This window comes from Saprospiraceae bacterium, assembly GCA_016709995.1.
Lineage (GTDB): Bacteria > Bacteroidota > Bacteroidia > Chitinophagales > Saprospiraceae > JADJLQ01.
Genome location: JADJLQ010000002.1, coordinates 1,175,420 through 1,188,995, shown reverse-complemented (window position 1 = coordinate 1,188,995; position 13,576 = coordinate 1,175,420). Strand labels below are relative to the sequence as shown.

Genomic DNA, 13,576 nt, shown 5'->3' with positions numbered 1-13,576 from the left:
GAACTCATCAACAAATTTGAATACGCTTTTAAAAATATTTAGACAAATCTAAATATTTATTTAATAGCGTCAAATATTTTTTAAATAAATCCTCTAAATCGATTAAAATAGATCCTACAAGCGCTTAAAATCAAGGTCTTTTACAATTCCAGTTTTTCTTTTAAAAAGACCAATTGTCCATGATGGTAGGATAAATGGTTGGTTCTGTTGAGCAGGAGATTAAGCTTGTTTCTGTGAGGCTCTTTGGCAAAATCTTCTTCAGAAACTGCGCTGTGTTTTTGGAGCCATTCCGCTGGGCTTAGGATGCGGAATTTTTCTTCCAGGAATTGATTGACAGAGCTCCAATATGCTCTCAATTCCTGGACAGAGGGCATAGCTACCGTAGGATCATCAGGATTTTTTAAAAAAGTATCATGCCATGAACCATACATTTGTTCTCCCAGGTACAAAGTGGGGATCATACGATCATGCACTGCGATTAAATGGCCGAGTATATATATTCCCCTGCTTCTGCCTGGAGCCATGGGGAGTAATAAGCGGTCATCACTTAGTGCATGAAGTAGCTGATTGAATCTGGTCAATTGCAAGTCCCAGCTATTCAGGACAAGTTGAGTTAAAGCGGAAGGCGTCTCCATATAGCAAATGATAAAATTTATTTCAAAAAAACGGTTTTGTTGGATTTGGAGGACTGCACAGCTGCATCCAATATTTTCATGGCGACCATATTTATCTTAAGTGAACCCAGTGCACCCTCAGGATTTATATTTCCTTTGACGACACCGGCAAAATAACTGAAAGCATCATTGTATGGATTGGTCAACGGTTTTACCTCTAAGAGTTCTTCCTGAGAATTTCGTTCTCCCACGCGTAGTTTCATTTTATTGGATTTATCTGCCATAATGGTTCCTGTCTGACCATAGATCTCTGTATCTTTTCTATCGAAGGGCCAATTCCATGAAGCCTGGATAATGGCCTGAGCTGAAGGATATTTGACAACGATAGTGGCTTCGTCATCGACTTTAGAATACACCTCGGGTTTGTTTGTCTGCACCGTTGCGGTTACTGATATCGGCTCTTCCCCTTTCATCAACCAGGTCATGATATCCGCACCATAACAGCCAAAATCCATGATAGCTCCTCCCCCATTCTTTATTGGGTCCGTAAGCCAGGACAAGAACTCTTTGGAGCAGCCGATTTCTTTAGGTCCCCGGTGACCATCCATGATCACGACTTTGCGGATATCGCCAATTTTATGTTGATTATAGATCAGGTCATAGGCCTGATGATGACTGCCGTACCAGGTGGTTTCGTAATTGGTGATCAGGTGGATGCCATATTTTTTAGCTAAGGATTCCATTTTCAAGGCATGAATCATATTTACTGCCAGGGGTTTTTCTACCATCACATGGATTTTGAGTGGAGCACATTTTTCAACCGTTTCAAGGTGCTCATAGGTACTGCGAAAATCACAGACAGCTTGAGGTTTGGCTTTGGCTATCATTTCTTCAAGGCTACTGTACCATAGTGATTCAGGCAAATGGTTCTTTTTAAGCAAGCGTATGGCTAATTCCTTGTTTGGCTCTGCAAAACCTACCAGGATCATACCTTCATGCTCCGGCCTGGACAATATACCGTTGACATGATCATGAGTCATGCCTACGATGCCCATCCGTACCAGATCAGATTGAGCAAAAACAGGAAGGGACATAGAACAAAAAATTCCGATAAATAAAATGAAGGCAAACCTTTTTTTCATGGGATAAAAATAGAATTAGATGGACTCATTGTTAGTAAAAATAAGACTAATGGCCTACAAGATATGGCTAAGACAGCAGGAAAGTATATACATTGGCCAGATAAATACAAATCCAGGATATGTCTAAAAAGCTAGTTTTCTTCCTATCTATTCTACTAAGCTACGGCAATTATATAACTGCCCAGACTTCGGACGATCAGGCTGTCGCCGAAGCCGTCGAAAAGCTCCGGAAAGTAATGATCACTCCGGATGAAGTCATCCTGAAAAGTCTCGCTGCTGATGATCTCGTCTATGTCCATTCCAGCGGGACAGTGAGGAATAAACAAGGGTTTGTAGATGAGTTTATGAAAGGATGGTCCGTTTTTAAATCGATCAAGTTGGAAAACCAATCGATCACATTAGCAGGCGATGCTGCCGTCGTAAGACACCGGCTCACTGGTGATTTTTTACATAATAATATCGATGAGAAGATAGATATTATCATCCTGATGGTGTGGCAAAAACAACAGGGTCAATGGAAGTTATTGGCGCGTCAAGCAGCCAAAATACCGAAATGATTTTGCTTAATTGATTTGCTTCAATATCCCTTGAACCGAGGCCAGTTTTAGCAAAATATCCTTCCTAAATCAGTATTGACCAGGCAATTGATCTAAATAGTTTTTGCTCCAAATCTTCAATTCTGTAGCCTGATCTACATTTCCCCCTGACAAGATGATGAGTACTTTTTTCTTGCCGACTTGTTTTTTCAACCATTGGTATGCCGCCTCCATTGGTAAGGCACTGGTAGGTTCAACTCTTATTTTCAACAGATGGCTGAGCCACTGCGTCCAGTACACGATGCGTTCTTCTTCGATCTCGTACATTTCATCCAGGAGTTTGAGATATTCAAAGGTGATATTTCCTACGAAAGGAGTCATCGCACCATCGGCCAGCGTATCGGGGGTAGCAGTCAAAGATTGGATACTACCCATACGAAGTGACTGAGCTGCATCATTGGCATTTAGAGGTTCTGCTCCAATCACCTTAGCTTTTGGCGAAGCTCCATGGGCTGCAATCAATGTACCGGACAACAGTCCTCCTCCCCCACAAGGCGCCAAAACAGCATCTACCTCACCTAGATCCTGAATTGCTTCCAGCGTAGCTGTACCCTGGCCGGTGATGACCTGTTCATGATTATAAGGATGTATCCAATAAGTATCTTTTGCTTCTGCGGCCAGCCTTACCTGTTCGTCTACCATAGCCCGGGTCTCGAGTAATACTGTTTTTGCACCGTAGGCAGCAGTGGCCTGAACTTTCACCTTAGAGGTATAAGCCGGCATATATATGGTAGAATCAATACCAAACCGGCTGGCGGCCCAAGCTACGGCCTGGGCATGATTGCCAGAGCTATTAGCTACGACTTGTTTCACAGGAATGTGTTGTTCTCTGAGCCAGGCAATGGCATTGCAAGCACCCCTTGCTTTGAATGCACCGATTTTTTGCACGCATTCCACTTTAAAAAAGATCTCATGTCCCAACCAGGAGTTTAATAACGAAGAAGACATCACCGGGGTGCGGTGAATGTATGAATCTATACGTTTTTTAGCCGATTCAATATCATGGATAGATAGCATAAGGTAAAATAAGTTAATGCTTAGTTTTTTTGCAAAGATTAGAAAAAATAACGGCAGGCAATCATCAAGCTTTTTCCAGGCTACCGTCAGGGTTATAGATCAGTTCTATAGTTTTACCACCTCGTCTGAATTCTACTTCGTAGTGAGTCCCTCCATCATAAGATTCGATTTTGGCGCTCTCTTTGACCTTGGCTCCAGGGTAAGATGCATTAAATGCCGCTTTGACTTTTTCAGGTAGCTGATCAAACTCAATGGCACTTTCAGTTTCTAACCATTTGCCTGTATGATCGAAATTGGCAGAATATTCCGCACCAGCTATTTTAAATGAAGCTTCGTATTCGTGATTGTTCTCTTTATGCCATTTTAAGTCAGAAATATTTGCAAACCTATGCTCAAAGGCAACCTTAACTTCTGATGGAGGTTGGACTGTAAAAACGAACATAGCAGGTATAAGACTGCCGGAGAAAAAAGCAATTAAACTCATGTTATTCAATTTAAATTAGGTCAAATTACCAATTAATTTACGAATGAATAGAATCCGGCCAACCCTCTTTATATTTATGAAATAAAATTATTTATGATGAAGCCTATCGTTCAAATATCTTTAGACATTATCGAACTGGACGAAGCTTTGAGCACTGCCTCCATGGCCTTGCGCGCGGGAGTTGATTGGTTAGAGGCCGGTACTCCCTTAATTCTGGCTGAAGGCTTGCATGGAGTCAGGGCATTGAGAGCTGCATTTCCTGCCATCCCGATTGTGGCCGATCTAAAAACGATGGATGGAGGATACCTCGAAGCAGAAATGATGGCCAGGGCTGGTGCTACTCATGTAGTCGTCATGGCACGCGCGCACGAGGAAACTATCCGATGTGTGGTCAAAGCCGGTCGCGATTTTGGAATAAAAGTGATGGGTGACAATCTGGGTTGCCCTGACATGGTAGAAGCTGCCATCATGCTTGAAGATCTCGGCTGCGATTTTATAGTACATCATATTGGATACGACGAACGAAGAGGTATTGCAGCCCGGGGCCATCGAATGCCTAGCCCACTCGATCAATTACGTGAAGTAGTGCAAGCGGTAAAAATTCCGGTCCAGGCAGTGGGCGGGCTGAGTATCGAGCAGGCCATTTTATGTCCTACTTATGGAGCGCCATTGGTGGTACTTGGTGCTCCACTTACCATCGACGCTGATACTTTCAAAACAGCCAAAGGTGATCTGGAGTCATCTCTTAGATTGATTTGCGAAAAAATCCATGCTTATTCTTAATCCTGGGCCATGAACCTGGAGTACTATTACTTATCTTGAATGATCAAAATCACCTATCATGAAGTCAGCGGCAGTAGTAAATTATTCACCTGAGCCCGGATCAGTCGAAATCAGAGATGTCGACCGGCCAACGATCGGACCGGAAGATGTGTTGCTCGAAGTTGCCAATGTAGGTGTCTGTGGCAGCGATCTCCATCAGTGGACCTCAGATCATAGCTGGCATGTAAATTATCCGATCATACTCGGTCATGAATTTGGTGGGCATATCATCCAGGTAGGTGACCAGGTGGTTGGTTGGAAAGAAGGTGATCGCGTGGTCAGCGAAACGGCTGCGGTAATTGATCATAATAATCCTATGTCCAGACAAGGGTATTATAATCTTGATCCTACCAGGAAAGGATTTGGATATGGAGTCAATGGGGCAATGACCCGATATGTCTGCACCCCTGCCAGATGTCTGCACAAGATACCGGATCAATTAAAATTTGAACAAGCCTGCCTGACCGAGCCTTGTTGTGTAGCTTATAATGCTGTGGTCGAGAACAGTCATATAAAACCGGGCGACCGTGTAGTGGTGTTGGGTCCCGGTACGATAGGCATTCTATGTGCGGTGATGGCCAAACTATGCGGGGCAGAAGTGGCTATCGTAGGTCTCGAGACCGATCATCATCGCCTGGCTATCGCTCGCCAACATTATGGCTGCGAGACCATCATTGGGGATGCAAGTCCTTGGGCCATGAGCAGGGATGGTATGGGCGTTGATTGTGTGGTCGACGCCGCTGGTGTGAGTGAGACATTGAAGATTGCCTTGCAACTCGTACGACCCAAAGGTCAGATCACCAAGGTAGGATGGGGACCAAAACCTCTTGATTTCTCCATCGACCCACTGGTGCAAAAAAACATCACTTTACAGGGTAGTTTTAGTCATCACTGGGCGATCTGGGAGCGGGTCATAGCCATGATGGCCAGTGGCCAGTTGGATGTAATGCCGATCATCGGTGGTGTATGGGGCGTATCTGATTGGCACGAAGCATTTGAAAAAATGCATCATCGGGAGATTATTAAAAGCGTATTAAAACCTAACTAGAACTTATGCGTCTTCAAGATAAAGTCATCCTCATCACAGGAAGCACTACGGGTATTGGCAAGGCTATCGCCCTTAAATGTGTTCAGGAAGGTGCCAAAGTAGTCATCCATGGACTTGAAGAAAACCTGGGAAATGAGGTATTAGCTATTTTAGGAAAAGACAATGCTACATTACTCATAGATGATCTGGCCAATGAAGAAGCTGCGGGTCATCTCGTGAGCCTGGCAATAGAACGATTTGGAAAACTGGATGCAGTCGTTAATAATGCTGCCCTGGTCATATCCTCCAATATTGATACCACAGATCTACCTTTGTTTAGAAAAGTGATGGAAGTCAATATGCTGGCCCCTTATCATCTTATTCAAACTGCGCTACCATATTTGATACAACAAAAAGGGTGTGTACTGAATATTGGCTCAGTCAATGCATATTCCGGGGAACCCAATCTTTTGGCTTATAGTGTGTCCAAAGGAGCGCTCATGACTTTGACCCGCAACCTTGGAGATACCCTCTATCGTGAAAATGGTGTCAGGGTCAATCAAATCAACCCTGGTTGGGTACTTACTGAAAATGAGATCTTACGCAAGCGGGCACACGGACTGGACGATGATTGGTACAGAAATATTCCATCGGTATATGCTCCCTCCGGCAGGATCATTTATCCATCTGAGATTGCTGCGGCGGCGATCTATTGGTTAGGCGATGAATCCGGACCCATCAGTGGCCAGGTAGTAGAGCTTGAACAACATCCCTTCATAGGTCGAAATCCCCCAAAAGACACTACTACGATTCCCCCTCCAAAATAAACCTGTCAGAAAGCTTCTAATTAATCAAATGTTTTTTCTATGCCTCGATTAGCTGTATTTCCCAAAGCATATATGCAAGCTTTATGCAAAGATGGGTCTATGACAGTATCTGAATGGATTAAGCTCGCCTGCGAGCTTGATGTAGATGGCCTCGAATGGTATGCTGGATTTTTAGAAATGAACGATGAAAATAATTGGGCTCGATTCAAATCAGAAGTTCAATCTATGGGCAAATGTATTCCCATGATGTGTTGCTCGCCTGATTTCACCCATCCTGATCCTGCTTTTCGTAAAAGTGAAATCCTAAAACAAAAAAAGTGGATAGATATGGCTCACGCATTAGGAGCTTCGTATTGCCGGGTTTTGTCCGGCCAGCGCAGACCAGAAATATCGGTGACCCATGGGATAGAATGGACTGTAGAATGTATTAAAACCTGCTTACCCTATGCTACAGAGCGGGGTATCACGCTCAATATAGAAAATCATTATAAAGACGATTTTTGGGTATATCCTGAATTCGCTCAGAAAATGGATATCTTCTGTCAAATCGTAGATGCTATAAATGAACCGGGATTTGGTGTAAACTTTGACCCGAGCAATACTTACCTGGCAGGTGAGGATCCCATGAGCTTATTATATCGTATTTCGCCACGGGTAGTGACCATGCATGCCAGCGACCGTTATCTTCTCTCAGGTACCTTAGAGGATTTGCGCAAAGAAGAAGCAGGGACAGTAGGTTATGCCGGCAGATTGAGTCATGGCGAAATAGGCAAAGGATTAAACGATTATGATGCTATTTTCACTGAACTCAAAAGAGTAGAATTTGATGGATGGATCAGTATAGAAGATGGCGTAGATGGGATGGATCAGCTGAGGCGCAGTGTTGAATTTTTGAGAAATAAAATGAATCAGTATTGGGGTTAAAAAGTAATTAGTCGACCACGCCCTTTGACTAATATTATAGACACTTAATTATTTGAATAAAAAAAGGGAAGCTTCGCTTCCCTTTTTTATATTAGTACAAGTAGAATTAAGCTTACATAGTTGGCATTGGCATGACTTCATTTATCTCAAGTGTACATCCTGCATTGGCTTTTAGGTGTGGGTGACCTTTAAGCAGTTTTTTTGCTTTGTCCATGCTGTCGGCCTGGAGGATAGAATAACCTGAAACATTCTTTCTGCTTTTTTTGCTGGTGCCATCTAAAGCAACTGCCAGTCCTCCTACCAGTGGGGCTCCCATATCCACTAACTGAGCTCCACATTTGGCACCCCATTTCATCCATGCATCCATTCCTTTAGCTTGTTGCTTTGGAGTAGCTGCAGCCATTTCTTTATTGGCTTCTGGTGTAGAGTGATAGATTACGATAAATTTTTTCATTTTATTTGCGTCAGTGATTTAAGTGCTGACTCCGCACTTCTTTGATTTTCTTGAATAATCCTGCAAAGATAATGATCGTAATGCAAATGGCTCATTTCGATTCAGATACGCATGCTCATATCCCAAATTGATTTTAATTTTTTGATCACTATTGTTTTAAAAAAAACGAAACAAAGAAGGGCCGATCAGAAAAAATCATACCCTTAATTTACCTTTTATCACGAGTATAGAAATATACAACTATCAATTAAAAACAATGAATACTTGCGTATACCTGACTTCGGTATTTTATTCTCCAGACTAAAAAATGCACATCGAAAATGCAAATTTTTAAGGCGTTTAATCTATTTATTTTAAAAAAATGCTCAAATCACGGAGCAATTGATTTTAAATAAATAAAAATATAATAATATGTGTTATCGTTTGATTTTTATATACTTAGCTAGCATTTTTATCAATTCCATGTACATATACAAACGGTTACAAACACTTACAATCGAAAGTAATTGATTAAAAAACGAATCCGCCTTGACACTGCCTACAAATTTGCACCGATGATTTGAAGCTGAGGCTAAAGAGTCCGGTAGTCAAATCGAAACAATCAAATAATTAAACAAAAAAAATTATGGAAAACGTAACGAACAAAGTCCTATTATCTGGACACCTGGGACAGGAACCGATCATCAAACAATTTGAGTCAAAAACGGCTTCTGGCAAAAACAATAAGATGGCCAGCTTTTCACTGGCTACTGACGAATCCTATCCGGGCACACATGGAAACAGGATTGAAAATACACAATGGCACAAACTGGTAGCATGGGGTGAGCAAGCGCAAAAGGTAGAATCTCTTTTACACAAAGGGATGAAGGTATCACTGGAAGGTAAGCTTAGTAACAGATCCTACACGGCCAAAGATGGTTCTACCCGTTATACGACAGAGATCATCTTGACACAATTTGAGGTCATAACCAAAACGGAAAAAAACAATTCCCATGATGATGCCAACCAATCAAATTAAAATTCTTCAAGCAAGATTTATGAACACTCCGATTAATACTCAAGTCGAACTCAGCGGATATATGGGTAAAGCTCCACTGCTTAAAATATACGACAGTGGAGTTAAAAGGGCCACCCTTATTTTGTACACCTATTTTTATCACACCGACCCTGCAGGCAAGCAAAAAAGCACCATCAAATGGCAAAGAATCATTGCCTGGGGCAGGACTGCGGATCAAGTCTCCAGGATGTTACACAAAGGGGATAAAGTCCGCATACAGGGGAAACTACAATTCTACACGGTCAACCTCAAAAATGGCAAAACGAGGGAGCAGGAAGAGATCATTTTGGATCAATTTTCCATTGAATTAAAATCTTCCGAAACCACAAGCCTCCGAGCCTGAGACCAGGCGCAGTGTCTGCCGGTAAGGACCTCGCAACAACAGGAGAAAACTGCTGCGAAGTCCTTACCTTTGACAAACATTTAATAACACAATCAATAAAATTTATAACAGCATGATCAATAAAGTAACCCTCATAGGAAATCTTGGTCGAGATCCTGAAATCAAACATTTTGAAGGCGGTTCTTCTGTCGCAAAATTTTCTTTAGCTACCAATGAAAATTATAGAGATAAAAATGGCGAATGGAAAACTGAAACAGAATGGCACGATATCGTAGCATGGAGGCATCTGGCTGAAAGAGCAGTCAAGGATCTTCACAAAGGGAGTATGGTATACATTGAAGGCAAGCTCACCCATAGAAAATGGCAAGATAAGGATGGCCAGGATAGGTATTCCACAGAAATAGTAGCCAATGTGCTTAGATCCCTTGAAAAAAGAGAAGGCGGCCCAAACAGAGGCTTTGGAGAGAATTTCCCTTCCTCTGAATCTGCACCCGCTCACAGAGCTGAAGGAGATAGTTATCAACAAAGTTCTAAAGATGCTCCCGCAAGTGACAACGATGATTTGCCTTTCTAATATTTCCAACCAATCATTGAACCATTGAGAAACTCAAAAATTATCCTCCTATCTATTATTGTTCTTGGTTGGACATTCGGTTGCAAAAGAGAGGTGCTTATACCAAAACCGCATGCTTATCCCCGACTTGATTTTCCTAAAGGCGAAAACAGATTGGTATCAGAAAACTATTGTCCTCTTCAATTTGAATTTCCCACTTATGGCGAAATCAAACAGGAGCAGTCATTTTTTGATGAAAAGCCGTCTGACCCCTGTTGGTTTACTATCTCCGTGCCTGCACTCAATGCCGCTGTGTATTGCAGTTATGGTAAGATCAATGCTCAAAAAGGTTTTGACCAGTATATTGACGACGCCTTCAAACTAGTTGCCAAACATGATATCAAAGCCGAATACCGGGAAGAGCGAAAGATTACAAACGCAGCAAATCAGGTGTATGGTATGGCTTTCGAATTGGACGGTCCCGTCGCTACCCCTTATCAATTTTACCTGACTGACAGCCTCCATCACTTTTTTAGAGCAGCCTTATATTTTAATGCACAGGTCAATCCTGATTCGACCAGGCCAGTCCTTGAATTTATGAGGAGAGACCTGCAGCATATGCAGTCGACCTTTGAATGGAAGAAAGATATTTCCGTAAGGTAGTATCCTGTCTCATAATGGAGTTACAGTCAATACCATTACCAAGCGCTTTGCAGCGGATTGATTTTGATTTTCCCTTTTCATTAATGGTGAAGCGGGATGATCTGATCCATCCGCAAGTATCAGGTAATAAATACCGGAAACTCCAGGGCATTCTGGATCATGTACAATCAAATAACATAAAAGGCGTCCTCACTTTCGGTGGAGCATTTAGCAATCATATCTATGCCACTGCAGCCGCTGCGGCTGCCTATGGACTGGAAAGTATAGGTATCATCCGAGGGGAAGATGATGACGCAAATCCTACATTGAGATTCGTCAGAGCTAATGGGATGAAGTTATTTTTTGTGCCACGGTCAGAGTATAGTCTTAAACTTGATTCAATCCTAGTCAGGTCGATTATAAATCAATACCGACATCTTCAAGTCATCCCGGAAGGTGGTGATGACCCTCTGGCTTATGATGGATTAGGGATGGTGATAACAGAAATGATTGATCAAGGGCATAATCCGGATTATCTTGTAGTAGCAGCAGGAACCGGGACTACCGCCGTTGGGCTGCTCAAAGCCCTTAAAAAGTATCAGCTGGATACCAAACTTTTGATTTTTCCAGCTTTAAAACATCAGGGTCTTCATAAGGACATCATAAAGAAAGCTGGTGTAGATTCAAGTCAGGCTATTTATTGTGATCAATACCATTTCGGAGGATATGCCCGGGCTACAGAGGAGCTGATTGAATTTATGAATAATTTTTTAAAAGTCACCGGCATTCCACTAGATCCGGTCTACAATGCAAAACTCGTATATGGACTCTATCAAATGGGGAAAGAAAAATGGTTTAAGCCAGCAGATCGGGTGATCTGGTTGCATACAGGTGGTATCCAGGGAAGCGTAGCTTATAATTATCTTGCATTGAAGAAAAACAGGATTGCCCCTTTAATGATCGATCTTTAACAGGAGGTCAATGGATAACCAGCTCATCCCCAATTTTGATGGTGCCTGGATTTTTGATTAATACATTCTGACCAAAAAGAATTTTTTTATCAACCAACCGATACGTGGCCAAAGTAGCTGTAGGTTCAGATTTGGAGATGCCGGTATCTTGGTTGATGGTAGGGATATTACATCTGGCACATAATTTTACACCCTTCATTTGGACCTTGTCGATGGTAAAAGATTCGATATCATCTTCCTGGTAGGGTGCGCCTCCGGTAAAAACAAGATTGGGTCGGAATCTATTGATTGGAATGGGATCGGCCATTCTTTGATTTAAATCGTCCAGGGATGCTTGGCCCAAAAGCAAAATTGGATATCCGTCGCTGAATGAAGTGATCTCGCCATCCGCGGCATACCTGGGGTCCACTTTTCTAATACTGTCGTCAGGCATATAAACCAATCGACAATCCATATTTATTTTATTTGAAAACCATTTGTTGATAAAATCGGGATATACAATTGCCTCACAAATATCATCCCATAATGTGACCTCTAATCGTGGACTATTAGACAATTCTTCTGCATTCAAAAAAGGGACTAAAATCTGATCATCTACTTCATCGGTGTGATATACCACCAAACAATCCTTATGTAATTCTATACGCATCAATGCCATCGCACTTGATTCGCGTTGGGTAATACAACGACCTATGACATCAATCAACATCCATCTTCGATCATATTGAAGACCTCTGGACTCAGCTTTTGAAGAGGATAATGAGATGCCTCCACACGATTTGATAGGATAAATTAGGATTTTCGAAAGGATTAGTGCCATGGGTACTGGTTGATTGAGACGGTAAAGGTAGTATACTATCCAGTACGATCCTGGCATGTTAATCATAATAATATAGTATCTCTTAAATTCAAAAACCTGTATTTCAGTGCTGATATTAAATTATTACACCCTCAAAATGTGCTTTTTCAAAAAAAAATTGTAACTTTTCGAACCAATACCTTCAAGAGAGCTAAAACTTTTGTCACCCAAGCAATAAAAAAATGAGACGAATCGAGATATGGTCATCTCCTTTTATGCTGGAAGCAGAGCATATATACGAAATCCTGGTTTCTCATGGTATCCCTGCCCAGCTACTCAATCAAAAAGATTCAGCCTACGTTTTGCTAGGCGAAGCCCGCGTATTGATACCAGAGCAGTTAGAAGAAGAAGCTCGCAAACTATTGACTATCAATGGGTATTTACAAGATCGTCAGTTCCTCAACTAATCCTGCCAAGCTGGGTAGGCTTACAATTTTATATTCCCTACCTTTGACTTCTTATTCACCATGGCTGAAAACACGAAAAAATTGATCTATCCTGAGCTTTTAGAAAGTAAAAAAGCGGGGAAGAAGAAATTGGCCATACTGATAGATCCGGACAAAATAAAACTGGGCAATCTCGATCGAATCTTAAAGTCTTCTATTGATGCCGGGGTAAATTATTTTTATATCGGTGGTAGCCTTATCGTCAATAATATGTTGGATCATTGTCTGGATATCATAAAAGATGCCTGTGATATTCCCATCGTATTGTTTCCGGGCAATTCATTTCAATTAAGTTATAAAGCTGACGCCATATTATTTTTATCGCTGATATCTGGTCGTAACCCAGATCTCTTGATAGGTCATCATGTTATATCCGCTCCCTTCCTCAAGCTCAGTCCGCTCGAGATCATATCGACAGGATATATGCTGATCAATGGTGGTGTGGATACTACGGTGTCCTACATCAGCAATACCAAATCCATACCCGCTGACAAAGATGATATCGCTGTCTGCACCGCAGTGGCTGGAGAAATGTTAGGCCTTAAACTAATCTACCTCGAAGCCGGTAGCGGCGCACGATATCCGGTCAGCAATGATATGATCGAAAAAGTATCCGGTGCGGTCAGTGTGCCGTTGATCGTCGGAGGGGGTATACGCACTCCGGAAAAAGCTTTGTCCAATCTGCAATCAGGAGCCGATATCCTCGTAGTAGGCAATGCGATAGAAAACGAGCCGGGACTGATCAACGAATTGGCAGAAGCGGTGCATACCTATTCTTTTGCAAAGACTACGGGATAA

General features: G+C 42.1%; 18 protein-coding genes. 12 read left to right on the top strand and 6 right to left on the bottom strand.

The window, feature by feature from the left end; translation table 11 throughout:
- Nucleotides 1–140: 140 nt before the first annotated feature.
- Nucleotides 141–635, bottom strand: a complete 495-nt coding sequence (locus IPJ09_19075) for a DinB family protein (protein MBK7373496.1) — start codon at nucleotides 633–635, stop codon at nucleotides 141–143.
- A 17-nt stretch (nucleotides 636–652) separates the two neighbouring features.
- Complete coding sequence (locus tag IPJ09_19070) at nucleotides 653–1,756, bottom strand: Gfo/Idh/MocA family oxidoreductase (GenBank protein MBK7373495.1); 1,104 nt, start codon at nucleotides 1,754–1,756, stop codon at nucleotides 653–655.
- 119 nt (nucleotides 1,757–1,875) lie between these two features.
- Between IPJ09_19070 and IPJ09_19065 the strand changes: the two genes are divergently transcribed.
- On the top strand, nucleotides 1,876–2,313 hold the full coding sequence (locus IPJ09_19065) for a nuclear transport factor 2 family protein (GenBank protein MBK7373494.1): 438 nt from the start codon (nucleotides 1,876–1,878) through the stop codon (nucleotides 2,311–2,313).
- 69 nt (nucleotides 2,314–2,382) lie between these two features.
- Here IPJ09_19065 and IPJ09_19060 read toward each other — a convergent pair whose 3' ends face one another.
- Together IPJ09_19060 and IPJ09_19055 are read right to left on the bottom strand one after the other, a co-directional pair.
- Nucleotides 2,383–3,369: a serine/threonine dehydratase gene (locus tag IPJ09_19060; GenBank protein ID MBK7373493.1), complete on the bottom strand. Its 987-nt coding sequence runs from the start codon at nucleotides 3,367–3,369 to the stop codon at nucleotides 2,383–2,385.
- 64 nt (nucleotides 3,370–3,433) lie between these two features.
- Entirely contained in the window at nucleotides 3,434–3,853 is a 420-nt protein-coding gene (locus IPJ09_19055; GenBank protein MBK7373492.1) for a PepSY-like domain-containing protein, read from the bottom strand.
- A 96-nt stretch (nucleotides 3,854–3,949) separates the two neighbouring features.
- Between IPJ09_19055 and IPJ09_19050 the strand changes: the two genes are divergently transcribed.
- From IPJ09_19050 to IPJ09_19035, 4 genes are read left to right on the top strand one after another with little or no spacing between them, the layout of a single operon-like run.
- Nucleotides 3,950–4,636 carry an orotidine 5'-phosphate decarboxylase gene (locus IPJ09_19050; protein MBK7373491.1) on the top strand — a complete coding sequence of 229 codons (687 nt, stop codon included), beginning with the start codon at nucleotides 3,950–3,952 and terminating at the stop codon, nucleotides 4,634–4,636.
- 58 nt (nucleotides 4,637–4,694) lie between these two features.
- Nucleotides 4,695–5,723: a zinc-binding dehydrogenase gene (locus IPJ09_19045; protein MBK7373490.1), complete on the top strand. Its 1,029-nt coding sequence runs from the start codon at nucleotides 4,695–4,697 to the stop codon at nucleotides 5,721–5,723.
- A gap of 5 nt (nucleotides 5,724–5,728) precedes the next feature.
- Nucleotides 5,729–6,529 (top strand): SDR family oxidoreductase, encoded by an 801-nt coding sequence (locus tag IPJ09_19040; protein MBK7373489.1) that lies wholly within the window; start codon nucleotides 5,729–5,731, stop codon nucleotides 6,527–6,529.
- A gap of 39 nt (nucleotides 6,530–6,568) precedes the next feature.
- Nucleotides 6,569–7,453, top strand: coding sequence for a TIM barrel protein (locus tag IPJ09_19035; protein MBK7373488.1), 885 nt, complete (start codon nucleotides 6,569–6,571; stop codon nucleotides 7,451–7,453).
- 112 nt (nucleotides 7,454–7,565) lie between these two features.
- On the opposite strand, the gene IPJ09_19030 is transcribed toward IPJ09_19035, so the two are convergent.
- Complete coding sequence (locus IPJ09_19030; GenBank protein ID MBK7373487.1) at nucleotides 7,566–7,907, bottom strand: hypothetical protein; 342 nt, start codon at nucleotides 7,905–7,907, stop codon at nucleotides 7,566–7,568.
- 625 nt (nucleotides 7,908–8,532) lie between these two features.
- Here IPJ09_19030 and IPJ09_19025 point away from each other — a divergent pair.
- From IPJ09_19025 to IPJ09_19005, 5 genes are all read left to right on the top strand, one after another.
- Nucleotides 8,533–8,925: a single-stranded DNA-binding protein gene (locus IPJ09_19025; protein MBK7373486.1), complete on the top strand. Its 393-nt coding sequence runs from the start codon at nucleotides 8,533–8,535 to the stop codon at nucleotides 8,923–8,925.
- A gap of 19 nt (nucleotides 8,926–8,944) precedes the next feature.
- Complete coding sequence (locus IPJ09_19020; protein ID MBK7373485.1) at nucleotides 8,945–9,307, top strand: single-stranded DNA-binding protein; 363 nt, start codon at nucleotides 8,945–8,947, stop codon at nucleotides 9,305–9,307.
- 112 nt (nucleotides 9,308–9,419) lie between these two features.
- Nucleotides 9,420–9,881 (top strand): single-stranded DNA-binding protein, encoded by a 462-nt coding sequence (locus IPJ09_19015; protein ID MBK7373484.1) that lies wholly within the window; start codon nucleotides 9,420–9,422, stop codon nucleotides 9,879–9,881.
- A 93-nt stretch (nucleotides 9,882–9,974) separates the two neighbouring features.
- A complete protein-coding gene (locus tag IPJ09_19010; GenBank protein ID MBK7373483.1) occupies nucleotides 9,975–10,523 on the top strand; it encodes a hypothetical protein in 549 nt (182 codons plus the stop codon).
- Nucleotides 10,524–10,537: 14 nt separating this feature from the next.
- Nucleotides 10,538–11,473, top strand: coding sequence for a pyridoxal-phosphate dependent enzyme (locus tag IPJ09_19005; GenBank protein ID MBK7373482.1), 936 nt, complete (start codon nucleotides 10,538–10,540; stop codon nucleotides 11,471–11,473).
- 7 nt (nucleotides 11,474–11,480) lie between these two features.
- Here IPJ09_19005 and IPJ09_19000 read toward each other — a convergent pair whose 3' ends face one another.
- Nucleotides 11,481–12,293 carry an MOSC domain-containing protein gene (locus tag IPJ09_19000; protein MBK7373481.1) on the bottom strand — a complete coding sequence of 271 codons (813 nt, stop codon included), beginning with the start codon at nucleotides 12,291–12,293 and terminating at the stop codon, nucleotides 11,481–11,483.
- Nucleotides 12,294–12,514: 221 nt separating this feature from the next.
- Between IPJ09_19000 and IPJ09_18995 the strand changes: the two genes are divergently transcribed.
- Both IPJ09_18995 and IPJ09_18990 read left to right on the top strand, forming a co-directional pair.
- Complete coding sequence (locus IPJ09_18995; GenBank protein MBK7373480.1) at nucleotides 12,515–12,739, top strand: DUF2007 domain-containing protein; 225 nt, start codon at nucleotides 12,515–12,517, stop codon at nucleotides 12,737–12,739.
- Between the two features lie 60 nt (nucleotides 12,740–12,799).
- The gene (locus IPJ09_18990; protein MBK7373479.1) at nucleotides 12,800–13,576 is read left to right on the top strand and encodes a geranylgeranylglyceryl/heptaprenylglyceryl phosphate synthase; all 777 of its coding nucleotides are present in this window, start codon (nucleotides 12,800–12,802) and stop codon (nucleotides 13,574–13,576) included.